Consider the following 22493-nt stretch of genomic DNA (forward strand, 5'->3'; position numbering starts at 1 on the left):
GCTCGTCCTCCCGGGGTCTTCGTCGACGGGGTGCGCGGATCCGGGATCCGAAACTGTTTCCCGACCGATCGTTCAGTAAAAGGATGACAGACGGATCCCGGCCGGGCAAGTCCGCCCGGGAGTCCGATGAGGGAGAATGATGCGGATGAGCACCGGATCCGCGCACGCCGGCGAGGCGGCGAGCATCGCCGAGGAGGCGTCCGCCGACGAGCCGGCGCCCCGTGCGCGCCGCGGCCGCCCGGGCTACGACCGTGCGCAGGTGCTCGAGATCGCGGTGCGCCTCTTCAACGAGCAGGGCTACGACGCGACGAGCGTCTCCTCCCTGGCCGCGGAACTCGGCCTGAGCAAGGCGGCGCTGTACCACCACTTCTCCTCGAAGGAGCAGATCCTCGAGATCGCGCTCGACGATGCGCTCGGCGGACTCGAGGCGGTGCTCGACGGCGCCCTGGCCGACGAAGGCACGGCCGCCACGCGGCTCGTGACCGTGATCGCGGGCGCGGTGCGGGTGCTGGCCAGCAGACTGCCGCAGGTCACGCTGCTGCTGCGCGTGCACGGCAACAGCGAGATCGAGCGCGCCGCCCTGGAGCGCCGCCGCATCTTCGACCAGCGCGTCGCGCACCTGGTCGGACAGGCGCAGCAGGAGGGGGCGCTGCGGCGCGACATCCGCCCCTCGGTGACGACGAGGCTCATGTTCGGCATGATCAACTCGATCATCGAGTGGTACCGCCCCGCGCACACCTCGCTCACCCCGGAGGAGCTCGTCGACGACGTCACCCGGGTGATCTTCGACGGACTCCGCGCGCGCTGAGCAAGACTCGAGGCCGCGGAAAACAGATCGCCCCGCGCTCTGGCGAGCGCGGGGCGATCCGGGAGCGAGACGACTCAGGCAGCGGCCTTCTTGTCGTTGCCGCTGAGCACGCGGAACAGGATCGCGGCGATCGCGGCGCCGACGAGCGGGGCGACGATGTACAGCCACAGGTTGCTCCAGGCGAACTGGCCGCTGATGGAGAGGCCGAGCGCGACGGCCGGGTTGAACCCGCCGCCCGAGATGCCGCCGACCGAGACGGCGCCGACGAAGACGGTGCCACCGATGGCCAGGCCGTAGAAGGAGTTGTTGTCGTTGTCCTTCGAGGTGGCGACGTTCAGCACCACCCAGACCAGGGCGAGCGTGAACAGCGCCTCGACGAGGAAGGCGGCGCCGACATTGAACTGTTCGGGCGTTGCCGGCTTAGTCGCCGCGGGCCAGACCGCGAAGCTCGCGAGGCCGGCGAGCGCGCCACCGACGAACTGGGCCACGATGTACGCGACGAAGTCCGTGACGCCGATGGCGCCGCGGATCAGCGCGCCGAATGACACGGCGGGGTTGAGGTGGGCGCCGGAGATGTGACCCGCGGCGTAGACGAGAACGGTCAGCGCGAGGCCGATCGCCAGCGGCGTCAGCGGGCTCTTGCTGTTGATCGCGCCGATGATGCTGAACACGAAGAGGAACGTCGAGATCGCCTCGGCGAGTGCCTTTCCAGCAGTACCAGTCATTTCGAATGCCTTTTCTGTCAGGTCGAGGGTGAGGGCGGAATCTCCCGCACGCCGGCCGGCGCACCCTGGATTGCCGAGCCAGAATACCGGATTCCTGTCAATCGGCTGGGAACCGGAGCCATAATCCGGCACATCCAGGAGGGAACTCTTGACCCTCGAGCCGGATCATCCTACGATTTCATTATCCGATAGATCAATTCCATAATTCGGAATATGAAGCGAGAGAAGAGGCGATGATGCCCCAGACCCCCGACACCCAGGACCACCGCCCCGAGCGCGAGGACGCCCCTGAACGGCGCGCGGCGATCTATCCGCTGATCGATGTCGACCCGGACTTCCACATCCCGGCCCGCCGCGAGGGCGCGCTCACGAAGATGCTCGTCGCCCTGCGGATCCTCCCCCAGGCCTCCTGACGGGACGCGCACGCGAACTGCGCACGCGGGTGCGCGGCTCGCGCCGCGGGCGCGTCCGATGCCGGGGCCCGCTCGACGCCGTCAGCGCCGGGCGTCGAGCACCTCGCGCAGGCGCGCGGCGAAGCCGGCCGGATCGCTCGGGAAGCCCGGCTGCTCGGTGAAGCCGCCGTGGTTGCTCGGGAACTCGGCGGCCTCACCTCCGAGCGCCGCCGCGACCGATCGGGCGGCGCGCGCCGGCATGGTCTCCCCGGATTCGGCGCCGAACGCGATCACGAGACGCTCGCCGAAGCCCTGCAGCTGCGCGATCTCCGGCACGTAGGCGAGGATCGACGGCATGTTGCGGAAGAGCGGATCCGTCCGCCCGCCGTCATCCGCGGTCGGGAGCCCGAACATGCCGGGATCCGGCGCGGGCCGGTCGAGGTAGTCGCCGGGGACCGCGCCGTCGAACATCACGAACTGGATGAACTTGGCCAGAGCAGGGCCGGATCCTTCCGCGGCGTAGGTGCGCTTCTGGTCGGCGACGACCGCGAGCACCGCGTCCCGATCGGGCAGGAACGCGGCCACGGGCGGCTCGTGCACGACCGCGATGCCGACATCGTCGGGGTGGGCGGCGAGCAGCGTGAGCAGGCTCACGCCTCCGCCGCTGCTGCCGAAGGCGTCCACGGGACCGACGCGCAGCGCGGAGATCACGCGATGCAGGTCCTCCGCGTGCCGCTGCGCCGTGATGTCCGAGGTGCCGACCGGGTTGCGCCCGGCGCCGCGCGGGTCGTAGGTGATCACGGGACGGTCGCCGAAATGCGAGGCGAGGATCGCGAACCCGGTCGCGTCCATGGGCGCACCGAAGAGGAAGAGTGCGGGCCGCTCGGCGGTCGCCGTCGCGAGATCTCCGTGCACGTCGTAGGTGATCGCGTCCTCGCCCTCCCCGACCGTGTGCGTGGTCACTGCGCGGGCTGCGGCGTCGTTCGCCATGGGATCCTCCGAATCCTCAAATACAACTGATTGGTTGTAGATTATGACTTCGTACCGTGGAGCACAAGGGCATCGCCCTCCGGCGCGGAAAGGTCGCCGTCGACGCGGACGGCTGCACCGCCCCTCTCGCCACGGTAGACCTTCGCGATCTAACGTGGGTGCATGGCAGGGCGAGCCGAGACGTTCATCGAGATCGACGGCGCCGAGGTGCGCGTTTCGCACCCCGACAAGGTCGTCTTCCCGCAGGCGGGGCTGACCAAGCTCGACCTCGTGGAGTACTACATCGCGGTCGCGGAGGGGGCGCTGCGCGGGGCCGGCGGCCGGCCCATGGTGCTCAAGCGGTTCGTGAAGGGCATCGACGCGGAGCCGTTCTTCCAGAAGCGGGTGCCGGAGCATCCCGCCTTCATCGGCACGGCGGTGCTGCGCTACGCGTCGGGCGGCTCCGCGGAGGAGGCCGTGCTCGGCGACGCCGCAGGGCTCGCCTGGATCGCCAATCTGGGCTGCCTCGATCTCAATCCGCACGCCGTCCGCGCCACCGACCTGGAGCACCCCGACGAGCTGCGGGTCGACCTGGATCCGATGCCCGGCGTGGAGTGGTCGCAGATCGTCGACACCGCCTTCGTCGTGCGCGAGGTCCTCGACGACTGCGGTCTCGTCGGCTGGCCGAAGACGAGCGGATCGCGGGGCATGCACATCCTCGTCCGCATCCGGCCGGAATGGGATTTCGCGGCCGTCCGCCTCGCCGCCGAGACGCTCGCGCGCGAGGTAGAGGCCCGCGCACCGGGGCTCGCGACCGCGCGCTGGTGGAAGGAGGAGCGCGGCGAAAGCGTGTTCGTCGACTTCAATCAGAACGCGAAGGACCGCACGGTCGCCTCGGCATATTCGATCCGGCCGCTCCCGGATGCGCGGGTGTCGACGCCCCTCGCATGGGACGAGGTGCGAGTGCGGCACCCGGAGGAGTTCACGGTGCCGACCGTGCGCGCCCGGTTCGCCGAGATCGGAGACCCGCATCGCGGCATCGACGAAGAGGCGGGGTCGCTGTCGGCCCTGCTGGCCCTGGCCGAGGAGCTCGGGCCGGCCGAGAAGCCGCCGCGCGGATCCGACGGATCCGGCCGCCGCGCCTCGGCCATGCCGCTCATCGAGATCGCGCGCACGAAGACCAGGCCCGAGGCGCTCGCGGCGCTCGAGCAGTGGCGCGCGACGCACGAGTCCGTCTCATCGCTCCTGCATCCCGCCGACGTCCTCGTCGACGGGATGCGCGGTTCGAGTTCGCTCTGGTACCGCGTGCGTGTCAATCTCCAGCACGTCCCGGAGGACCAGCGTCCTCCGCAGGAGCCCCTGCTCGCCGACTACGACCCCTGGGCCGGCAAGGCCTGGCCCACCTGAGCCCGCCTGACGCCCGCCCTTTGACCCGCGACGCTGACCCTCGCGACGGCCCCGCTCGCACACGGGCTCGGCCGCTGCCGCTAGCTCAGCTCCCGCAACGGGGCGGTCCGGTCGCCGCCGGCGTCTCCGGTGTTGACCGTGCCCTGCGGCTCGAACAGGATCGCCTGGACCTCACCCTCCGCCTTCGGACAGTGCTCGACGCCCCGCGGCACGACGAACACGTCGTTCGGATTCAGGACCACGTCGCGATCACGGAGCTGGATGACGAGCCGCCCGCTCACCACCAGGAACAGCTCATCGGTCTCCGGGTGCGAGTGCCAGACGAACTCGCCCTGCAGCTTGACCACCTTGACGTCGTAGTCGTTGATGCTGGTCAGCCGATGCGGCTGCCAATGCTCCGCGACCGCAGAAAGGGCTTCGTGCACGTTGCGAACATCGTCTGCCATGCCCTGAGCCTAGGCTCCATGGTCCGGCCTCAGCGCACGACTCTGATCGGAAGCACGGCGAGTCCGCCCAGGGCGCCGAAGACGATCGCCGCGATGAACAGTGCGGAGTAGTTCTGTCCGCCCCCGCCGATGGCGAGCAGCGGGATGGCGAGCACCGGGACGAGGACCTGCGGCACCTGATACGACAGCGCCACGATGCCGAGATCCTTCCCGGCCTCGTCGAACGTGGGCAGCACCTCGGTCATCATCGCGATGTCGACCGAGACGAAGGATCCCTGCGCCGCACCCACGAGCGTCATCGCCACGAGGAAGACCGGCAGGTCCGGTGCGACGGCCGCCAGCACCAGTCCGGCGGCCGAGAGCAGGGCGGAGATCCAGACGATCGCCTTGCGCCGGCCCGTGCGATCGGAGATCCAGCCGAAGACCAGGGTGGTGACGACGCTGGCCCCGGTGAAGATGAGCACGACCGTCGCGAACAGTCCAGAGGCGCTCTCCTTCGGCACCCCGAGACGATCGATGATGAAGAAGAGGAGGTAGGTCGACACCGTCAGGATCGACATGGTGACGAGCATCCTGCATGCCCACGCCCAGAAGAAGTCGCGGTATCGCACCGGATTCAGCCAGTAGGTCGCCAGCACGTCGGACCATCGCCAGCGCGGAGGCCGATCGGTGCGCACGATGTCGTGCAGGCAGAAGAAGAGGATCCCGCAGAGCAGCGTCCCGATGGTGCCGGGGACGACGAACCAGGTCCACTGCTCGTCGTTGGGCAGGGCGGCGACGAGCGCAGAGCCGACGACGAGCGCGACCGCGTTCGCCGCGCTCGCGGCGGCCGACACCCGTGCGCGGATGCTCGTGCGGATCTGATCGGCGAGAAGCGCATGGACCGCGGCGTTGGCCGCCCCATAGCCGGTCTGCGCGATCGCCCACCCGAGGACGATCTGCCAGAGCTCGGTCGAGAAGGCCAGCACCAGGACACCGGCGAGGCCTGAGATCGCGCCGAGGAGGATCCACGGCCGCCGCTTGCCGAGTCTCGAGGTCGTGCGGTCGCTGAGGCGTCCGAACAGTGGCGTGATCACGATCACGATGACCCCTCCGATCGCCGCGACGATCGACAGTTCGACGCCCTTGGCGCCGTCGTCGGCGAAGGCGAGCATCTTGGGGATCGATGCGCCGATGATCGTGCCGAGCACGAGGCTCAGCCCGAACCAGGCGGCGACGAACGCGACGAGGAAGCCGCGGGGCTGCGGCGAGCCCGGGATGCCGCCCAGGACGGCCGGGCCCGAGGGAACCGCGGGCTCGAGTGTGGTGCGGGACGTCATCGTCTCCTCCTGGGAACAGGTTCAGGCCGCAGGCGCGGCGGAGCGGTAGGCGCGGGTGAGTTCCTGCGCGTGCTGCGCCTGCCACGCACGCGCTCCGTCGAAGACCGCCGTGAGGCCTGGCGTGCCATGGAGGTGCCCGGCGCCGACGACGAGCTCCGTCTCGACGCCGACCGTCCGCTGCCTCGCGGCGAAGGCGATCCCCGCGTCGCGGAGCGGATCGTGCTCGCCGACGAAGATCAGCGTCGATGGGAAGCCGGAGACGTCATCCGCGTCGAGCGGAGAGGCATCGCTGTCCGCGGGCCCGTCCGGGCCGACGTACAGCCCCGCCACCCACGCGAACTCCTCGCGCCACGATCTGCCGGCCTGTTCCGCGGCGCGGCCCACAGGGTGCAGCGCGAGGGCGGGGACTTCGAGGTCGACATGCACGAGGGGGACTCTCCCCCGCAATCGCAGCACGGTGCTCGCCGCGATCGCCGCGCCGGCGGAGTTGCCGCCGATGCCCACCCGTGCGGGGTCCGCGCCGAGGCGGGGCCCGCCCGCGATCAGGGCGTCGAGGGCCGCAGCCGCGTCGTCGCTGGCGGACGGATAGGGATGCTCGGGCGCGAGACCGTACTCGAGCGAGAAGATCTGCACGCCGCTGTCCAGGGCGCGGCGCGCGCACAGCCGTTCGTTGATCTGCTCGTCGACCGAGCCGGCGAAGAACCCGCCTCCGTGCAGCCAGAGCTGAGACGGGAGGGGGCCGGTCCCGCTCTCAGGGCGGTACCGTCTCAGGCGCAGCGGCCCGCGGGGCCCGGGGACGAACAGGTCCTCTCTGGCCACCCCGTCGGGAACCGGCAGCACGGCGTCGACGGCCAGCAGATCGGAGAGCCGGCGTTCGGCGGATCTCCGCAGGAGCGGATCACGGCTCTGCAGTCCGGGGAGCTCGGGCGAGAGCTCCTCGATGCGGGCGATCCACGCGAGGACGCCGGGATCGAGGGCGAGCTCGGAGATCCCGCTCATCGCTCGACGTCCGGGTAGACGACCGGGGCGTCATGCAGCGTCCGCAGCACCGCCACGAGCTCGCGGTGCAGGTGATCCGCCGCGGGGACGTGACCCCGGTAGGTCCCGGATCCGTGGCTCTGCCCGATCACCCTCCGACAGGTCACCGGAACTCCCGCATCGGCGAGCGCCCGCGCGTAGGCCTCCCCGTCGCCGCGCAGCGCGTCGAGCTCGGCGGTGTAGATGACCGCGGGAGGCAGGCCCCGCAGGGACGGGGCGAGCAGCGGCGAGGCATAGGGCTTGCGAGCGGTCGCAGGATCCTTCCCGAGGTACTGGGCGACGATGTTGCGCGCGAAGCGACGGAACAGCGCCTTGGGCACGAGCGAGGACTGCGCCTCGGGTTCGAGGTGCGCACCGGTCATGTCCAGCAGCGGCATCTCCAGCACCTGGAGTCGCACCGGCCGGTTCTTCCGGTCCCGGTTCATCAGCGCGGTCGCGGCAGCGAGGTTGCCGCCGGCCGATCCGCCGCCCAGCGCGAGCCGGTCGGGATCCCCGCCCAGTTCGCGGGCGTGGGTCGCCGCCCATTCGAACACCGCCCAGCACTGCTCGGGCTGGGCGGGGTAGGTCACCTCGGGGGCGTGCGAGTACTCGCCGGCTACGACGATGATGCCTGCGTCCCTGGCGCGCTCGCGGAACATCGCATCCCACCACACCCAGTCGATCCCGGCGAGCTCGAAACCCCCGCCGAAGAAGTAGACCAGGACGGGCAGCCCCGCATCCGCGGCGGCGCGTTCCGGTGTGGGCCAGTAGACCCGCAACCGCGCGTCCGGATGACCGGGCACGGGGATCGAGTGCTCCTCGGTGGCGGCGAGAACCGGCGCGATTCCGAGCTCCGCCGTCATCACCGGATCGAATGCGGCCGCATTGCGCCGGCGCTCCTGCGCCGTCTTCCCCTGGGGTGGCTGCAGCGGCGCGAGCCGCCGTTCGACGGCCTCGACGAACGCGTCCACCTTCGGCCTGTTCCGCCCCATCATGATGATCTCCCTCGGTCTCGGCACTATTGTGAACGGATCGAAGTGCTTCGATGAAGCACTTCGTCGCGGAGAGGACGAGGCCATGCGCGGATCCCCGAAGGTGACCATCTACACGGTCGCCGATCGTGCCGGAGTGAGCATCTCGACCGTCTCGCTCGCGATCAACGCGCCGCACCGCGTGAGCGAGCAGACGCGCGAGAGGGTGATCGCCGCCGCCGGTGCGCTCGGGTACCGCACGACGTCAGAGCGTCGTCCCGTCGCCGGGATGAGGATCGCGGTCGCCGCGCCGTTCACCACCTACCAGACGTACCTCCGGCGCTTCGCCGGGATGCTCCTCCGCGCCCGCGACACGGCGATCGAACTCGCCGCCCACGATCTCCCTTCCGCCGCCAGCGCCAAGGCGCCGCTCCTGGACGCCCTGCCGGCGCGCGGCGGGATCGACGGGCTCATCGTCATGGGCGTCCCGCTGGGCAGCGCCGCGCTCCGGGCGAGCCGGGATGCCGCGCTCCCCCTGGTCCTCGTGGACGTGCGACGTGCCCGTCCGGTCGGCGAGGATCCGCCGGTCGTCCTCCTCGATGACGAGGCCGGAGGGCGTCTCGCCGGCGAGCACCTTCGCGCGCGCGGTCATCACCATGTCGCCTACCTGGGCGAGCCGCTGCTCTCGCGGGACTACGTCGCGGCCGGACAGCTCCGCATGCGCGGCCTGTCCGACCACGTCAGGATCACGCCGATCGTGTGCGAGCTCGACGCGGATCCCACCGCGCGCCTGCGCGAGGTCCTGTCCGGGTCCGATGCGCCGACCGCGATCATGGCCAACCACGACGAACTCGCCGCCCGCGCCTGGCACGGTCTGCGCGCAGAGGGCTTCTCGGTACCCGGCGATGTGGCGATCCTGGGCTTCGACGACGGCCCGCTCGCCCAAGCCCTCGACCTCACCACGGTCCGTCAGCCCTTCGAGGAGTCGGGCCGGCTCGCCCTCGAGATGCTCATCGACGCGATCGCCCAGCCGTCCAGGTCGATCCAGCGGATGGAGCTCGCGCCGAGCCTGATCGTGCGGACGAGCACGTGAGCCAGCCTCCGGCGCGAACCGTGTCTGACCGGGGTCAGAAGACTCCGGGAACCATTCGACGTGGTGGGTTAGCCAAGCCGAGCCGGTGCCCCCGGCGGGAGGTTTCGCACCTGCTCGTGGATCTGTCCCGCGAGATTGACGGCAACTTCGAAGTCGATGAGCTGAAGATTCGCGACTGACAGCGAGCCTCCGAGCACGGGCGGAACTCGGAAGTCATAGATCTCGTCGTCACTGGGCACTAGCCCGTTCGCGTCGGCTTCAGCAGCAAGGCCGACCATGAGGTATTCGTCACGCCCGTCCTTCGTGTTGAGAATCGCGGTCAGCTCCTCGCCCGTCGAGCACAGCTCACTCAATGAACCACCGACCACATCGAGCAGCCAATACGACTTCGGCCCCTGCATGAACACATCGCCGAAAGGGGACGTGAAGAGTGGGTTCTTGTCACCCAAGTCCAGGAAGCCCCAGGACTCCAAGGCCGACGAAACCACTGGATCGGGGAACCGCCGGATCAACTCCATGGGTCGAATCTAAACGCGGACCGGCGCCTGCGGATGCAGGGCGAGCGTTGAAACGAGTAGCGAGATCGCTTCGAGGGAGCGAGAACGCGGCGCGGTCGAACTCGACACGACAGGCCATTTGGAAATCCGAAGCTCTCACTGTGTGGCAGGAGTGAGGATTTAACCCGCGGCCTCACGATTATGAGTCGTGCGCCTGCGCGAGCAGTTGGTCAATGTGAGCGATCAGACCTGCGGTTCGATGGCGTGCCGCGGCCCACACGACAGCATCGTCGATCACGGCGTAGCCGTGAGCAAGAACGTTCCGGAGCCCGACGATGCGGTGAAGATCAGGGATCGCCTCGGCCGTCTCCGGATCCGTCCTCCGAAGGTTCCCGAGCGCCTCCCCACAATCTCCAGCTGACGCTCGACGGCGGATCGACGGAGAGCGTCCTTGCGATAGCTGGCCTCATCGAGACCGGCGATGAACTCGATCACCTGCAGTGCCGCTTCCTTCGCATCCCAGAGAAACGCGGATGACTCAGGCCGCATAGAGTTCCTCGGCGGTCGCGAACGCGCGCTCCCGGAAGAATGGATTGCGCACCGCCTCCGACATGACGAGATCGACCGGGTAGCCGAAGATCCGCTCCAGATCCTCCTTGAGCCCGAAATAGGCGTCGAACGAATCCCCGTCGTCCGTCGCGAGATCGACGAGCACATCGACGTCACTGTGCTCCGGGTCGAACCGATCGGTCACCGCGGACCCGAAGACGCGGAGGCGTCGAACGCCGCGAGCCCGCGCGACGCGCGCGACCTCCTCGATGTCCACGTCGAACCTCAGCACCATGCTCCGAGTGTAGCCACCCAGATACGACAAAACCCCCGGAAATCCGGGGGTCTCGATCTGTAGCAGGAGCGGGGCTTGAACCCGCGACCTCACGATTATGAGTCGTGCGCTCTCACCAACTGAGCTACCCTGCCGCACGGCATCCGCATGGATACTGCGAGCCCCGAGTCAGGATTGAACTGACGACCCCTTCCTTACCATGGAAGTGCTCTGCCACTGAGCTATCGGGGCGTGTGCCCTCAGAGGGCAACCAGACGAGAATACCAAAGAATCTGCGCGCCACCGAATCGGGGCGACTCCTTCGTCACACGGGCGTGTCCGCGTCCGGATCCGGCGATCTCAGGCGGCGTCGAGGATCCTGCGTCGCAGTTCGGCGACGAGCTCGGCGCCGCCGGCGAGGTTCAATCGACGCACGACATCGGGGCCCTCCGGGCGGAGGAAGACCCCGCCCGCCTCCTGCACCAGCAGCGCTCCGGCCGCGTAGTCCCAGGGGCTGAGGCCGCGCTCGAAGTAGCCGTCGAGGCGACCCGCGGCGACGTAGGCCAGGTCGGTCGCAGCACTGCCTCCGCGGCGCAGATCGCGCGCGATGGGCATCACCCGGCCGACCGTCGCGAGATCGCCGGCGTGCGTGCTCGGGTCGTAGCCGAAACCGGTCGCGAGCAGGGCACCCGCGGGCCCGGGCTCGGCGATGCGCAGGCGCTCGCCGTTGCGGAACGCGCCTTCGCCGCGGGCGGCCGAGAACGTCTCCCCCACGACCGGCGACTGCACGACTCCGGCGAGCGCGGTCCATCGGTCGGGATCGCTGCCGCCTTCGACGACCGCGATGCTCACCGCGTAGAGCGGGATGCCGGAGGCGTAGTTGACGGTCCCGTCGATCGGATCGACGACCCAGGTGATGCCGGTCGATCCGTCACCGCCGCCCGATTCCTCGCCCAGGAAGCCATCCCCCGGTCGCTCTGCGTTCAGGCGTGCACGGATCAGTGCCTCGACCTCGCGATCCGCCTCGGTGACGATGTCCGCCAGCGACGACTTGCTCGCCGCGATCGACACGCCCTCCGCGCGGCGCCGCTGCGCCAGCTCCCCGGCCTCGCGGGCGATCTCGATCGCGAGGTCGCGGAGCTCCGCAGCGGTCACGGCGCGGCCGGAGGCGTCGGTGCGGTCGGCGGCGCGGCGGGCGGAGCCGGCGGGAACTCGGGCGCCGCCGTCGACGGCGCAGCCGGATCCGTGTCGGCCGCGGAGGATTCCGCGTGCAGCGCACCCGTCAGGCCGTGGCCACCCGTGGTCGGCTGCGCGGCGACGTCCGCGGCGGGCTGCGCAGGCGCATCCGGGGTCGCCGACGCCGCCGGGACCGGAGCCGTCGCCTGGACCGGGGCGGCCGACTGAACCGCCGCCTCGACGCCGAGCTGCGCCATCGCGGCCTCGGTCGCGGACTGCGCGGGCACGGGCGGGATGGGCGCGGGGAGTTGTCCGGGGATCGTCGCCCCCGGCGAAGGAACACCCGTGTAGTACGCGTTCCAGTCGGGGCTGCCGTCGGCGAAGAACGGCAGAGGGGTGCGGCCGTCGGCATAGGTGGGCCACGGCTGCGGCTCGGCGGTGGGGTACGCGGCGGCGGCCGGTGCCGCGTAGGCCACTGCGGCGGGTGCCGCAAAGGCCGCGGGCGCGACCGGAGCCGGCTTCTTCGGTGCGAACAGCGCGTTCAGGAGCGGGATCAGCATCGTGCCGACCGCAGTGAGGATCGTGAGCGCGACGACGATCCGCCAGTACAGCTCGTCGTAGTGGAAGGTGTGCGGGAACGTCAGGTAGAAGACCAGCATCACGACGAGGCCCGTGAGGAACGCGTACGTCACCCATACGATCGCGCGCGTGAAGGTGGTCTCGTGACGCGCGGCCGCCTTCTGGAACAGTCGCACGTGCAGCAGGGCGAGCTGCAGGATCCCGACGACGAGCACGAGTTGGAAGAAGCGCTCGACGCCCCCGAAGTAGGAGTCGTCGGGCAGCCAGATCTTCACCGCGCCGACCAGCAGCGCGATGATCCAGGAGAGCATGCTGAGCAGCGCGAGCCAGTCCTCGCGGTTCGGCGCCAGGCTGGCCTCGAGGATCGCGATCGCCGCGAAGCCCGCCAGCAGCACGATCGTGAGGAATGCGCGGCCGATCAGCCCCTGCTGGTCTCCGATGAGCACCCAGATGACGCACACCAGCGCGGCGGCGATGAGGGCTCCGATCGCGATCCAGATCGCTCCGCGGATGAGCAGTGAGGTGTTCGGCCCCGTCTTGGCCGGTGTCGTCGTGTTCGCCATGGGATCCCCCCGTCTGTGGTGCTCTCATCCTTGCACGCGTCGGCACGCGCGCTGGGGGCGATTCACGATCGGGGGTGAACTCGTCGGGACCGAGCGGTGTGGAGGCCGATGCGGCGCCGGTGATGAGTCCGGCGGGATGAGCGGAGCGGTCAGCGCCCGGAGGAGCGCTTCGCGAATGCGGCGATGAGCCCCTGCGCCTCCGGACCGCCGAAGGCGGCGGAGATCGTGCGGGCCTCTTCGTCCAGCTGCTCCGGGAAGGTGCGCTCGTCCCGGGAGCGGATCAGGCGCTTCGCCTGCCCGTAGGCGCCGAACGCGCCGGACAGCCAGAACCGCGCGACCTCCTCCGCCCTGGTGCGCACGGACGCGGCGATCGTCGCTGCATCTCCCTCGCCGACCGCCTCGGCGGCGATGCCCCACTCGACGGCCTCTGCGGCCGTGAGCATGCGATCGGTGAGGAGCAGCTGCAGGGCGCGGCGCTGACCGACCGCCGCGGCCAGCTGCGCGCTGACCGAGAGGTCCGGCGTGAGACCGACGTTCGCGTAGAGGCTGCCGAAGAGCGAATCGGATCCGACCACGGCGTAGTCGCTCGCGAGCAGGATCCCCAGGCCTCCCCCGGCGGTGGTGCCGTGCGCGGCCGCGACGACCGGCACGGAAGAGGACGTCAGCGCCGTGATGCCGGAGTGGATGACCTGCGCGAGCCGCTCGATCTCGTCGTTCCCGCCCATGCCCGTCGCCATGTCGATCACGTCTCCGCCCGCGCAGAACGCGCGGCCCTCGCCCTCGATCAGGATCGCGCCCACAGCGCTGTCCGCGACCGCGGCCGCCGTCGCGTCCGCCCACGCGTGCGCGAGCTCGGCGTTGAAGGCGTTCAACCGCTGCGGACGGTTCAGCGTGATCCGGGCGAGGCCGTCCTCGACGCGGTAGAGCAGGGGCTCGGACATGGTGCTCCTTCGGGATCGGCGGTGATCGCACGGCCCGCGGGCCGCTCGTTCAGCCTACCCGCGCCAGGCCGGGCTTTGGCACCGAGTCTCAAGCGATGTGAGCCTGAGGTTCAATCCGTTCGGCGCGCCGGATGCACGATCCGGGAACGGATGCACGACGGATCCGGCGTTTCGATCGTGCATCCGTGCCGCGGTCGTGCATCCGTCGCGAGCCCGCCACGCCCCGAGCCCGCCTAGCCCCGAACCTGCCGGGCGCCGTGTCAGGCCGCGCCGAGCACGGAGGCGACGAAGGAGTAGACGCGGCGGTGCGTGCCGTCCAGGCGGCGGTCGGCGTGCTGCTCGGCGCGGATCTCGTTGGGGGCGAGCGGAGGCACGATCCGCACGCTCTCGTGACACGAGAGGTCGGCGCAGATGTAGGTGCCCACGACGGATCCCTTGCGCCCCTCCGCACCCGCTCGGCGCGCGGCGAACAGGGCGACCTGGTTGCCGGGCTGCATCGTGTGGCAGAGGTTGCACATCCCGGAGCGGACGCGGGACGGATCCGCGGCGCGCAGCACGATCCCCACTGCCTCGCCGTCCTGCTCGATCAGGATGTAGCCGCTGCGGGAGGCGATCGGATCCCGCCAGGCGAAGAAGTCGAGATAGTCCCACTCCGCGAGGAGCAGGTCGTGCGGCATCGCGATCTCGGCGACCTCGTCGGGCTCGGCGTTGCGGAACGACGCCCGGATCTGGTCTTCGGTGAGGGCACGCATGACGACCAGTCTAGGAAGCCGGAGCGCCGTCGCCTCGGTCGCTCCGCGCGAGGTGGAGGATCGGGTACGGGCGACCGTCCCCGTCGAGTTCGCTCCGCCCCGTCTGCGTGAAACCCCGGCTCAGGTAGAAGCCGTGCGCGCCGGTGTTCTGCTCGTTGACGTCCACGCGCGTGACCGCGAGATTCTCGATCACGTGCTGGAGGAGGAGCGTCCCCACGCCCGATCCCCGCGCCTCGTCGGCGACGAACAGCATCTCCAGGGAGCCTTCCGCGACTCCCGCGAAGCCGACCGGACGGCCGTCGCGCTCGGCGACCTCGAGCGTCACCGCCGGGAGGTAGACGGAGGCGAGGTCGCCCTCGATGCGCGCGAAGTCCTCGTCGGCGAGGAAGTCGTGCGTCGCTCGGACGGCGCTCCGCCAGATCTCGACCAGCCGCGGGTAGTCCTCGGCGCCGCGCGCGGGACGGATGGTCAGCGGGGTCGGTTCGGTGGGCATCCTGCGATCCTGCCACGAGTCGGGCCCGGGCGCCGGAGCGCCCCGGAGACGATCCCGTCAGAGACTCTCGCGCGCTCCGGCCATCGCCGGTCGAGGAGCCCTCCCCCGGTGAGGCTCACCACCGCATGACGCGTCACGAGGAGAGGGCGAAAGGCGTCAACGGTTCCACCCGGTCGGTGCCCGCGTTCTCCCGCAGACGGGGAAGCGCTTCGGTGAGGCTCGCGCCGAGGCGGTGAAGCGCGTTCATGCCGCGCGACTCCCACACCGGGAACTCGCCGTCCTGGTCCCGTGAGGAGACGTCCCAGAGCAGGACATCCCCGTTCTCGCTCCAGCCGAACGCTTCCAGTCGCTCGGCGAGATCCCAGTCGCCGTCGGGCTGGACCATCCGGTCGTAGCCGTCCTCACGTCCGTCGAGGAAGACGGCGCGGAATCGAGCGGTGAGGTTCGTCGCACGGCTGCGTCCGTCCGCGAAACCCGGGAGCACGGGCGGGTAGACGAGCCACAGACCGAACGTCCGCGCCCATCCGTGGGAGCGGACGAAATCACGGTAGCTCGGAGGATAGCCGCCGCCATCGGCGAAGCGGAAGGCATCGAGCGCCACGAGGTCGACGTGGTCGAGCACAGGGAACCCAGGCGTGGAACCGACCATGTCCCCATCGTACGGGCGTCTTCACCCGGGACGGATCCTCGACAGCCGGCGGAGCGCCATCGGGAGGCGGGCGACGCCGCCTGCGACGGCGGTGCGTGCAGACTCGGCATGCGGCGCGCAAACCGAGGGAACGCAAGCGGCGCTCGACGCTCCGGAGCGGGCTGGAGGCTGGAGGCTGGAGGCTGGAGGCTGGAGGCTGGAGGGTGAGAATGGCCCCGCGAGACACGGGGCCATTCTCGTTCGGGTCACCCTAGAAGGGATCGAAACCTCAGAACCTCGAATGGCCAAGCGTTCTTGACCGTGGAAGTGCAACAAGTACCGCAAGAGCTCCGAGTACAGGCACAATGAGGGTCAGCAGTCCCCAGAAGAGAACGCGACCGGAGAAACCCTCTCTAAGGCGTACCAGTCTCACGAACACATAGACATCCAATGCGATCGTGACTGCCATGAAGGCAGCGATGATCAGCAAATGCACCCATGAGAGTCCGGCGAACATTAGTTGCTCCAAGCTCCTCGGTCCTTCGCGAACAGGCTCAGCGTAGCCCGGCCATTCGCGACGCCCGTGTTCCAGTTCGTATACAAGTTAATCTGAGCAGCGAGGCTTCCCGACTGATACTGCCTGACCAGCTCAAACTTCGGGTCCGAGCAGGTCATCAGCGGACCGCAGGTGAATGCAGCCTGCCCCCAGTTGTACACGCTTGCCTGGAGATCCATCTTCCGATAAGAACTGACGAAGCTCAGCTCGACGGTGCCGAACCAGCCGTGGACTCGGCAGTCGTTGGCATAGGTGGGGGCATCGACGGCGCAGCTACCGACGCTTCGCGTGAGGGACGCCACATTCGGCTCGATCGTGGCGACCGTGATCGAGCCGTCGTTGAACCGGGCAACGGTCGTCTGCTTGTCACCGTCGACCGTCGTTTCGCTCGAGACCGGACTCGCCCCCGTCATCGAGTCGATACCTTGACCCGCATCGAGCTTCTGCAGCAACACTGCTTGGGTATCGGCAGGCACACCGTATTCGGTCCAGACGGCCTTCATGTCCTGCTCGGACGTACCGAGATCATCAGACGACGCCTTCGTCGTCGTTGCTGCCATTGCGGAGGGAACAGCTCCTACTCCGATGGCCAAAGTGGCCACCAGAATAGCTACGCCAAACATCGAACTCTTACGCGTCAAGTGCATTCTCGTGCTCCTCAATGTTCACACCATGTTCCGTAAGCGCGCACTCTGAATCGTTCGGAGATTCAAGCAGGGAACATGGTCCCTGTGTTCTTCACTCGGAGGCTAGCCGAGCGCCACCGCACCGCACTTGGGCGTTTGTCTAGAAGATATGGACTAAGGTAGCTGGACTATTCGGGGTCGTTTGGGTAGGGCTGGCGTCCCTGTCCGACTTCTCGCCTTCGAGGCGCGCAATCCGTCGTGGCGCGGAGACAACGAGACGCGGATCCGGGACGAGCTCGGTCTCTCCCCCGCGCGCTACGTCGTGCTGCTCGAACGCGCCGCGGCGAGCCTTGAGGGCATGAAGGCGGATCCGCTTCGCGCGCGCCGAGTGCTTAATTTCACGCCGCCGCGGATCCGCTGTGGCTCCCGATGAGTGAGCCGCGAGTCCGAGTGACGTCTCGAGGAGAGCCGTCGGATGCCGCCTGGCATCGACCCGGCGACATCGGCGCTCGGATCCTCGTCAACCTCGCAGAGCGTGATCTCGAAGCAGCGGTCGCGACCGCCGACGATACGGTGCAGATACGGTGCAGACGCCGGAGGGGCTGGCACCTGATGCGGTGCCAGCCCCTCCGTTTCCCGCGGAATTCCGCGGCTGTGGCAAGTGAGGGATTCGAACCCCCGAAGCATTACGCGGCTGATTTACAGTCAGCTCCCTTTGGCCGCTCGGGCAACTTGCCAATGCACGCCCGTCCCGCTTTTCCAGCCGACCGGGGGCGCGAAGATCAAGCATACCCGGCGGATCCGGTCACGAGAAATCGAGCGGACGAAGGCCTGCGCGCACCCGCGTTCATACGCCCAGCGTCGAGGCGCGGGCGACGAGTTCCGGGCGGTAGAGCACGCGCTCCGCGGTCGCCGCGCCGCCATCGGACGCGCCGAGCAGCAGGTCCACCGCGGTGGATCCGATGAGGGCGGCGGGCTGGCGGATCGAGCTCAGCGGGATCACCGCGGCTTCGGCGAAATCGATGTCGTCGTACCCGATGAGGGCGATGTCCTGCGGGACGCGCGCGTCGCCGGCCATCACCAGGCTCTGCAGCAGGCCCAGGGCGACGAGGTCGTTCGCCGCGAAGACGGCATCGGGGCGCTCCGCGGCCGGGCGATCCATGAGGAGCCGGCCTGCGCGGCGTCCCTCCTCGACGCTGAGCGCGCCCGTGGCCATGAACTCCAGCCCCACCCCGGCCGCGGCGGCCACGGCCTGCGCGCCGCTCAGGCGGTCCGAGACCTGTCGCAGCGAGACCGGCCCGCCGACGAACGCGAGCCGGCGCCGCCCGCTCTCCAGGAGGTGACCGGCGGCGATCCGCCCGCCCTCGACGTCGTCCACGGCGACGGAGGAGAAGCCGGGATCCCGCGATTCGCGGTCCACCAGGACGCTGAGCGTGCCGCGATCGCGCATCTGCTGCAGCCGCGGCAGCGCCTCGGCGACCGGCGTGATGAGGACACCCGCGACACGCTGCTCCTCGAACAGGTCGAGGAGCAGGCCCTCGCGACGCGCGCTCTCATCACTGTTGGCGACGAGCACCGACATCCCGTGCTCGTCGGCACGCTGCTCGGCGCCGCGGACGACCTCGGCGAAGAAAGGGTTGCGGATGTCGAGGACGACGAGCCCGATCGTGCGGCTGTGTCCCGCGCGCAGCTGCCGCGCCGCGTCGTTGCGCACGTATCCGAGCCGCGCGATCGAGGCCTGGACGCGCGTCACCGTGTCCGCCGAGACCCGCTCCGGACGATTCAGGACATTCGACACCGTGCCCACGGACACGCCGGCGTCCTCAGCCACTTCCCGGACGCTCACGACCATGGCCGCCCCCTCTCCCGCACAGCGAGCCTAGGGCATGGCCGGGACCGCGCCCGGGAGGTCCGGGCGCGGTCCTCTCATCCGAGGAAGCGGTGCTCGCCTCCGACGACCTCGTGCCTCGCTCCGCCGGGCAGGACGATCTCCGCCGGCACGCCCTCGGGGATCCGCGCCTCGAGCACGAACCCGTCCTCGCCGGCGCTCCAGTGCACGGCGATCTCGCCCGCTGCGGAGTCGTACCGCGTCCGCGCCCAGCTGATCCCCGGCCCCGGGACGGGCTCGATGCGCACCGCCGCATAGCCGGGCTCGGCCGGGCGGATGCCACCCACCACCTGGTGGATCCAGTCGGCCACGGCCCCGAGCGCGTAGTGGTTGAAGCTCGTCATCTCGCCCGGGTTGATGGTGCCGTCCGGGAGCATCGAGTCCCAGCGCTCCCACACGGTCGTCGCCCCCATCGTCACCGGGTACAGCCACGACGGGTTCTCCGTCTCCAGCAGCAGCCGGTACGCATCCTCCACATGCCCGGTCTCGGAGAGCGCCCAGGTGACGAACGGCGTACCGGCGAAGCCGGTCGTGACCCGGTAGCCGCCGGCCCGCACGAGTTCGACCAGGCGGTCCGCGGCCCTCCCGCGGTCCTCGTCGCCCAGCAGGCCGAAGCAGATGGCCAGCGCGTAGACCGTGACGCAGTCGGAGCGCACGAGGCCGCCCTCGACGTAGTGCTCCTGGAAGGCCGCGCGGGTCCGATCCGCCAGTGCCCGCCAGCGCCCGGCTTCCTCCGCGAGCCCGAGGATCCCCGCAGCCTCCGCCGCGAAAGCGGCGCTCCGGTACAGGCACGCGGTCGCGACGACGTGCGGATCCGCCTTCGCCGCGGCCGGGTTCTCCGGCGGGGCGTCGGGATCGAGCCAGTCCCCGAACTGGAAGCCCTGGTCCCAGAGCCCGGTCGGCGAGAGCGCCCTTTCGACGGACTCGAGATGCAGGACCATCGCCGGGTAGTGCGCGGCGAGCCGTTCGCGGTCGCCGTAGGCGCGCCACAGCGCCTCCGGCACCCACACCGCCGCGTCCCCCCAGATCGCCGTGGCGCCCAGCTCGGGGAACGCGAAGTCCTCGGGGAAGTGCGCGTACTTCAGCACATCGGGCACGACGATCGGGACGATGCCGGTCGCCGAGTGGCGCGTCTCGGCGTGCAGGTCCTCGAGCCAGTCGTGCAGGAAGTCCGAGGTGTCGAACTGGAACGAGGCGGACGCCGCGTAGGCGGCGATGTCGCCCGTCCACCCGAGGCGCTCGTCGCGCTGCGGGCAGTCCGTCGGAACGCTGAGGAAGTTGCCCTTCTGCCCCCAGACCGAGTTGTGCACGAGCTGGTTCACGAGCGGCTCGGAGCACTCGAAGGATCCGGTCCGCCGCATGTCGGAGTGCACGACGACGGCTTCCAGATCCTCGGCGCGCAGGTCTCCGGGCCAGCCGGAGACCTCGACGTAGCGGAATCCGTGGAAGGTCAGGGTCGGCTCGAAGACGTCCTCGTCGCCGGACAGCACGAAGACGTCGGTGGCCCGGGCGGCGCGCAGCGGACGCGTCCCCAGCTCGCCGTCCTCGAGCACCTCGGCGTGCCGCAGCACGATCTCGGAGCCGCGCGGGCCGCGGACCGCGACCCGCACCCAGCCCACGAGGTTCTGTCCGAAGTCCACGAGCGTCCGGCCCGAGGGCGATGCCCAGATCCGCTCCGGACGCCGGGTCTCCTGCCGCTTCACCGGCGGTCCTGCCTGGGCCACGAGCCGGGAGCGATCCACGTCGACCGTGCCGACGGCCAGAGCCTCCCCCGGCACGCCGCGCCGGCGCGCATCGATGGTCTCGCCGTCGTAGAGCGAGTTGCGCAGCACTTCGGTGGTCTCGGCGGTCCATTCCGGATCCGTCGCGATCACCTGGACGGAGCCGTCCTCGAACACGAGCTCCAGGGCCAGCGCGGCGGCGATCCGATCTCCGTAGTTGGCGTTCGCCCCCTCGAAGCCGAGGTCTCCGCGATACCAGCCGTTGCCGAGCAGGATCTCGAGGGAGAGGTCTCCCGATCCCGCGCGCACCGCCTCCGTCACGTCCCAGCTCTGGAACGGAAGCCGCCATTCGTAGGCGTTCCAGCCCGGATCCAGAACCGAGTCCGAGACCGGCGCGCCGTCCAGTCGTGCTTCGTAGACGCCCAGCGCGGTGGCGCTGAGGCGGGCGGTGGAGACGGCACGGCGGGGCTGCGCCGGGGTCGCGGTCCGCCGGAAGCGGATCGCGGCCTCGCGCGGAGCATCCGCGGTGAGGAACTCGGACGGGTGGAGGGGGTTGTGCATCTCGGTCCTTCCGGATCGTGGGTGGAGGCGTGAGGCGGGTGGGTCAGGACTCGACCGGTGCGGTCGCCTCCGTGTCGGCCTCGACGTCGACGGTGCGCAGCGACTCGGTGACGAACTGGCTCTCGCCGGCGTTCCGGAACGCGAACCACGCGACGACCAGACCGACCGCGACCACTCCGCTGAGCACGGCGTAGAGCCCCTGCGGGCTGACCGCGATGAGGGCCGGCGTCGCGAAGGCGAGGAGAGCCGCGACCACGCGGGCGACGGCGATGACCGCGCCCTGCGCCGTCGTGCGCAACAGCGTCGGGAACGACTCCTGCGTCCACACCTTCATGATCCCCTCGAAGGCGAAGGCGCCGCCGATGCCCATGAAGAGGTTCATCGCGATGATCGTCGGCAGGCTGAACCCGAGGACCGCGGGCGTCAGGTAGCCGAGCAGCAGCACGACCGCGCCGAAGACGAAGTAGGTCATGCGGCGCTTGCCATCGACGATGCGCATGAACCAGAGACCCGCGATCAGCCCGATCGGGAACGATGCCAGGCCGATCGCCGAGTTCAGCTGGACGGGGATGCCCGCGACGTTGACCGCCAGGTACGTGCCGAACTGGCCGCCGGTGTTCGCCCCGACGTTGGTGAGCGCGTAGAAGACGAGCAGCGCGACGAACGGCCCGAGATACGGCTTGCGCAGCAGGTCGCGGACGGAGGCGCGGTCGGCCCGCACCGTCACGACGCCGCGGCGGCGCTCGTCGCGGGCCGCCAGCCAGAACGGCGACTCCGGGATCGTGAGCCGTGCGAGGAACACGAGCGCGGCGACGATCCCGACCTGGCCGAACAGCAGCTGGCCGCCGAGACGCCCGAGGCCGCCGGCGAAGGTCGCGATCACGATCGTCCCGAGGATCCCGATCACCCAGAGGATGTTGGAGAGCCCGATGATCGCGCCGCGGTTCTTCTCCGTGGCGGCTTCCGAGATCGTCGAGAGCGAGACAGGGAGGTCGGCTCCGGTGCCGAGCCCCGCGAGGACGACGCCCGCGAGCAGCGCGGGGAAGGACTCCCCGAAGACGAGCAGCGCGATGCCGCCGATCACGATGAGCATCGTGACGAGGAAGACCGTGCGGCGGCCCAGCGCGTCGCCCAGCCGGCCGCCGAAGATCGCGCCGATCGCGATCGAGAGCGTGAGCATGCCGGACAGGATGCCGATCTGGTCGGGCGTGATGCCGATCGTGTGCTGGTAGATCACGAGTGCGATGCCGGTCGCGACGATCGTGGCGGCATCGATGTACGACGCCATGCCGCACACGACGCCGACCCACCAGGGGTTCGGGTGACGGACGGCGGGGGCTTCGACGGTCATGGTTCTCCTTTGAACGTGAGCGGTCCGGAGAGCGGCGGCGCGTACCGGCGCTGTGGATCCGAAGTGCTCTGCACGCTAGCAAGCTTTGAATCGATTCACAAGAGTGGATCCTCCGGGATGTGCCGCAGTCGCCGCCGAGGTCGAAGCGGTGTCTGACTTGACGGGGACTCCGGGACCGCTTATGTTCATGA

At 69.7% G+C, this 22493-nt stretch carries 24 protein-coding genes and 3 tRNA genes; 5 read left to right on the forward strand and 22 right to left on the reverse strand.

Annotation, left to right across the window (positions count from 1 at the left end; genetic code table 11):
• Positions 1 to 145 precede the first annotated feature (145 nt).
• Positions 146 to 808, forward strand: coding sequence for a TetR/AcrR family transcriptional regulator (locus tag ACIPY5_RS06775; RefSeq protein ID WP_400968249.1), 663 nt, complete (start codon positions 146 to 148; stop codon positions 806 to 808).
• A 74-nt stretch (positions 809 to 882) separates the two neighbouring features.
• Here ACIPY5_RS06775 and ACIPY5_RS06780 read toward each other — a convergent pair whose 3' ends face one another.
• On the reverse strand, positions 883 to 1533 hold the full coding sequence (locus tag ACIPY5_RS06780; protein WP_400968251.1) for an MIP/aquaporin family protein: 651 nt from the start codon (positions 1531 to 1533) through the stop codon (positions 883 to 885).
• Between the two features lie 233 nt (positions 1534 to 1766).
• Here ACIPY5_RS06780 and ACIPY5_RS06785 point away from each other — a divergent pair, with 233 nt between their 5' ends.
• Positions 1767 to 1946, forward strand: a complete 180-nt coding sequence (locus ACIPY5_RS06785; protein ID WP_309339326.1) for a hypothetical protein — start codon at positions 1767 to 1769, stop codon at positions 1944 to 1946.
• A gap of 81 nt (positions 1947 to 2027) precedes the next feature.
• Here the strand turns inward: ACIPY5_RS06785 and ACIPY5_RS06790 are convergent, their stop codons facing one another.
• A complete protein-coding gene (locus ACIPY5_RS06790) occupies positions 2028 to 2915 on the reverse strand; it encodes an alpha/beta hydrolase (RefSeq protein WP_400968255.1) in 888 nt (295 codons plus the stop codon).
• A gap of 162 nt (positions 2916 to 3077) precedes the next feature.
• On the opposite strand from ACIPY5_RS06790, the gene ACIPY5_RS06795 reads away from it, so the two are divergent.
• Positions 3078 to 4301 (forward strand): DNA polymerase domain-containing protein, encoded by a 1224-nt coding sequence (locus ACIPY5_RS06795; RefSeq protein WP_400968258.1) that lies wholly within the window; start codon positions 3078 to 3080, stop codon positions 4299 to 4301.
• 80 nt (positions 4302 to 4381) lie between these two features.
• Here the strand turns inward: ACIPY5_RS06795 and ACIPY5_RS06800 are convergent, their stop codons facing one another.
• The 4 genes from ACIPY5_RS06800 to ACIPY5_RS06815 are packed head-to-tail and all read right to left on the reverse strand — an operon-like array spanning position 4382 to position 8078.
• Positions 4382 to 4747 (reverse strand): cupin domain-containing protein, encoded by a 366-nt coding sequence (locus ACIPY5_RS06800; RefSeq protein ID WP_400968261.1) that lies wholly within the window; start codon positions 4745 to 4747, stop codon positions 4382 to 4384.
• 29 nt (positions 4748 to 4776) lie between these two features.
• Positions 4777 to 6066, reverse strand: coding sequence for an MFS transporter (locus tag ACIPY5_RS06805; protein ID WP_400968264.1), 1290 nt, complete (start codon positions 6064 to 6066; stop codon positions 4777 to 4779).
• A 21-nt stretch (positions 6067 to 6087) separates the two neighbouring features.
• Positions 6088 to 7065: an alpha/beta hydrolase fold domain-containing protein gene (locus tag ACIPY5_RS06810; RefSeq protein ID WP_400968267.1), complete on the reverse strand. Its 978-nt coding sequence runs from the start codon at positions 7063 to 7065 to the stop codon at positions 6088 to 6090.
• Entirely contained in the window at positions 7062 to 8078 is a 1017-nt protein-coding gene (locus tag ACIPY5_RS06815; protein WP_400968270.1) for an alpha/beta hydrolase fold domain-containing protein, read from the reverse strand. Before ACIPY5_RS06815 ends, ACIPY5_RS06810 begins: the two co-directional genes overlap by 4 nt.
• A gap of 82 nt (positions 8079 to 8160) precedes the next feature.
• Between ACIPY5_RS06815 and ACIPY5_RS06820 the strand changes: the two genes are divergently transcribed.
• The gene (locus tag ACIPY5_RS06820; protein WP_400968272.1) at positions 8161 to 9147 is read left to right on the forward strand and encodes a LacI family DNA-binding transcriptional regulator; all 987 of its coding nucleotides are present in this window, start codon (positions 8161 to 8163) and stop codon (positions 9145 to 9147) included.
• Positions 9148 to 9215: 68 nt separating this feature from the next.
• Here the strand turns inward: ACIPY5_RS06820 and ACIPY5_RS06825 are convergent, their stop codons facing one another.
• From ACIPY5_RS06825 to ACIPY5_RS06880, 12 genes are all read right to left on the reverse strand, one after another.
• Entirely contained in the window at positions 9216 to 9665 is a 450-nt protein-coding gene (locus ACIPY5_RS06825; RefSeq protein ID WP_400968275.1) for a T6SS immunity protein Tdi1 domain-containing protein, read from the reverse strand.
• A gap of 178 nt (positions 9666 to 9843) precedes the next feature.
• Positions 9844 to 10080 (reverse strand): DUF86 domain-containing protein, encoded by a 237-nt coding sequence (locus ACIPY5_RS06830; RefSeq protein WP_400968495.1) that lies wholly within the window; start codon positions 10078 to 10080, stop codon positions 9844 to 9846.
• A gap of 102 nt (positions 10081 to 10182) precedes the next feature.
• A complete protein-coding gene (locus tag ACIPY5_RS06835; protein WP_309339354.1) occupies positions 10183 to 10488 on the reverse strand; it encodes a nucleotidyltransferase domain-containing protein in 306 nt (101 codons plus the stop codon).
• A 60-nt stretch (positions 10489 to 10548) separates the two neighbouring features.
• Positions 10549 to 10622: transfer RNA gene (locus tag ACIPY5_RS06840), tRNA-Met, on the reverse strand.
• Positions 10623 to 10647: 25 nt separating this feature from the next.
• A tRNA-Thr gene (locus ACIPY5_RS06845) sits at positions 10648 to 10719 on the reverse strand.
• A 108-nt stretch (positions 10720 to 10827) separates the two neighbouring features.
• Entirely contained in the window at positions 10828 to 11622 is a 795-nt protein-coding gene (locus ACIPY5_RS06850; RefSeq protein ID WP_400968278.1) for an inositol monophosphatase family protein, read from the reverse strand.
• Entirely contained in the window at positions 11619 to 12785 is a 1167-nt protein-coding gene (locus ACIPY5_RS06855) for a hypothetical protein (protein WP_400968280.1), read from the reverse strand. The genes ACIPY5_RS06850 and ACIPY5_RS06855 overlap by 4 nt, the downstream gene beginning before the upstream one ends.
• Before the next feature lie 149 nt (positions 12786 to 12934).
• Entirely contained in the window at positions 12935 to 13726 is a 792-nt protein-coding gene (locus ACIPY5_RS06860; RefSeq protein ID WP_400968282.1) for an enoyl-CoA hydratase/isomerase family protein, read from the reverse strand.
• Between the two features lie 260 nt (positions 13727 to 13986).
• Positions 13987 to 14478 carry an FBP domain-containing protein gene (locus ACIPY5_RS06865; RefSeq protein WP_309339365.1) on the reverse strand — a complete coding sequence of 164 codons (492 nt, stop codon included), beginning with the start codon at positions 14476 to 14478 and terminating at the stop codon, positions 13987 to 13989.
• A 10-nt stretch (positions 14479 to 14488) separates the two neighbouring features.
• On the reverse strand, positions 14489 to 14971 hold the full coding sequence (locus tag ACIPY5_RS06870) for a GNAT family N-acetyltransferase (RefSeq protein WP_400968286.1): 483 nt from the start codon (positions 14969 to 14971) through the stop codon (positions 14489 to 14491).
• 133 nt (positions 14972 to 15104) lie between these two features.
• Positions 15105 to 15620, reverse strand: a complete 516-nt coding sequence (locus ACIPY5_RS06875; RefSeq protein ID WP_400968289.1) for a hypothetical protein — start codon at positions 15618 to 15620, stop codon at positions 15105 to 15107.
• Between the two features lie 495 nt (positions 15621 to 16115).
• Entirely contained in the window at positions 16116 to 16715 is a 600-nt protein-coding gene (locus ACIPY5_RS06880) for a hypothetical protein (protein WP_400968292.1), read from the reverse strand.
• Positions 16716 to 16983: 268 nt separating this feature from the next.
• Between ACIPY5_RS06880 and ACIPY5_RS06885 the strand changes: the two genes are divergently transcribed.
• Positions 16984 to 17214: a DUF3263 domain-containing protein gene (locus ACIPY5_RS06885; protein WP_400968295.1), complete on the forward strand. Its 231-nt coding sequence runs from the start codon at positions 16984 to 16986 to the stop codon at positions 17212 to 17214.
• 222 nt (positions 17215 to 17436) lie between these two features.
• Here the strand turns inward: ACIPY5_RS06885 and ACIPY5_RS06890 are convergent.
• From ACIPY5_RS06890 to ACIPY5_RS06905, 4 genes are all read right to left on the reverse strand, one after another.
• A tRNA-Tyr gene (locus ACIPY5_RS06890) sits at positions 17437 to 17518 on the reverse strand.
• 110 nt (positions 17519 to 17628) lie between these two features.
• A complete protein-coding gene (locus ACIPY5_RS06895; protein WP_400968298.1) occupies positions 17629 to 18633 on the reverse strand; it encodes a LacI family DNA-binding transcriptional regulator in 1005 nt (334 codons plus the stop codon).
• 74 nt (positions 18634 to 18707) lie between these two features.
• Entirely contained in the window at positions 18708 to 20951 is a 2244-nt protein-coding gene (locus tag ACIPY5_RS06900) for a family 78 glycoside hydrolase catalytic domain (protein WP_400968301.1), read from the reverse strand.
• 43 nt (positions 20952 to 20994) lie between these two features.
• Complete coding sequence (locus tag ACIPY5_RS06905) at positions 20995 to 22302, reverse strand: MFS transporter (protein WP_400968304.1); 1308 nt, start codon at positions 22300 to 22302, stop codon at positions 20995 to 20997.
• Between the last annotated feature and the right edge of the window lie 191 nt (positions 22303 to 22493).

It is taken from the genome of Microbacterium sp. NPDC089698, from assembly GCF_044749045.1.
In the GTDB taxonomy this organism is placed as follows: Bacteria; Actinomycetota; Actinomycetes; order Actinomycetales; family Microbacteriaceae; genus Microbacterium.

Excerpts from the sequence above, each read along its gene's own strand:
- ACIPY5_RS06905 (WP_400968304.1), bottom strand. The coding sequence starts at position 22,302 with ATGACCGTCGAAGCCCCCGCCGTCCGTCACCCGAACCCCTGGTGGGTC.
- ACIPY5_RS06805 (WP_400968264.1), bottom strand. The coding sequence starts at position 6,066 with ATGACGTCCCGCACCACACTCGAGCCCGCGGTTCCCTCGGGCCCGGCC.
- ACIPY5_RS06800 (WP_400968261.1), bottom strand. The coding sequence starts at position 4,747 with ATGGCAGACGATGTTCGCAACGTGCACGAAGCCCTTTCTGCGGTCGCG.
- ACIPY5_RS06855 (WP_400968280.1), bottom strand. The coding sequence starts at position 12,785 with ATGGCGAACACGACGACACCGGCCAAGACGGGGCCGAACACCTCACTG.
- ACIPY5_RS06880 (WP_400968292.1), bottom strand. The coding sequence starts at position 16,715 with ATGGCAGCAACGACGACGAAGGCGTCGTCTGATGATCTCGGTACGTCC.
- ACIPY5_RS06820 (WP_400968272.1), top strand. The coding sequence starts at position 8,161 with ATGCGCGGATCCCCGAAGGTGACCATCTACACGGTCGCCGATCGTGCC.
- ACIPY5_RS06825 (WP_400968275.1), bottom strand. The coding sequence starts at position 9,665 with ATGGAGTTGATCCGGCGGTTCCCCGATCCAGTGGTTTCGTCGGCCTTG.
- ACIPY5_RS06780 (WP_400968251.1), bottom strand. The coding sequence starts at position 1,533 with ATGACTGGTACTGCTGGAAAGGCACTCGCCGAGGCGATCTCGACGTTC.
- ACIPY5_RS06865 (WP_309339365.1), bottom strand. The coding sequence starts at position 14,478 with ATGCGTGCCCTCACCGAAGACCAGATCCGGGCGTCGTTCCGCAACGCC.
- ACIPY5_RS06895 (WP_400968298.1), bottom strand. The coding sequence starts at position 18,633 with ATGGTCGTGAGCGTCCGGGAAGTGGCTGAGGACGCCGGCGTGTCCGTG.
- ACIPY5_RS06900 (WP_400968301.1), bottom strand. The coding sequence starts at position 20,951 with ATGCACAACCCCCTCCACCCGTCCGAGTTCCTCACCGCGGATGCTCCG.
- ACIPY5_RS06835 (WP_309339354.1), bottom strand. The coding sequence starts at position 10,488 with ATGGTGCTGAGGTTCGACGTGGACATCGAGGAGGTCGCGCGCGTCGCG.
- ACIPY5_RS06815 (WP_400968270.1), bottom strand. The coding sequence starts at position 8,078 with ATGATGGGGCGGAACAGGCCGAAGGTGGACGCGTTCGTCGAGGCCGTC.
- ACIPY5_RS06860 (WP_400968282.1), bottom strand. The coding sequence starts at position 13,726 with ATGTCCGAGCCCCTGCTCTACCGCGTCGAGGACGGCCTCGCCCGGATC.
- ACIPY5_RS06790 (WP_400968255.1), bottom strand. The coding sequence starts at position 2,915 with ATGGCGAACGACGCCGCAGCCCGCGCAGTGACCACGCACACGGTCGGG.
- ACIPY5_RS06870 (WP_400968286.1), bottom strand. The coding sequence starts at position 14,971 with ATGCCCACCGAACCGACCCCGCTGACCATCCGTCCCGCGCGCGGCGCC.
- ACIPY5_RS06795 (WP_400968258.1), top strand. The coding sequence starts at position 3,078 with ATGGCAGGGCGAGCCGAGACGTTCATCGAGATCGACGGCGCCGAGGTG.
- ACIPY5_RS06775 (WP_400968249.1), top strand. The coding sequence starts at position 146 with ATGAGCACCGGATCCGCGCACGCCGGCGAGGCGGCGAGCATCGCCGAG.
- ACIPY5_RS06875 (WP_400968289.1), bottom strand. The coding sequence starts at position 15,620 with ATGGTCGGTTCCACGCCTGGGTTCCCTGTGCTCGACCACGTCGACCTC.
- ACIPY5_RS06785 (WP_309339326.1), top strand. The coding sequence starts at position 1,767 with ATGATGCCCCAGACCCCCGACACCCAGGACCACCGCCCCGAGCGCGAG.
- ACIPY5_RS06810 (WP_400968267.1), bottom strand. The coding sequence starts at position 7,065 with ATGAGCGGGATCTCCGAGCTCGCCCTCGATCCCGGCGTCCTCGCGTGG.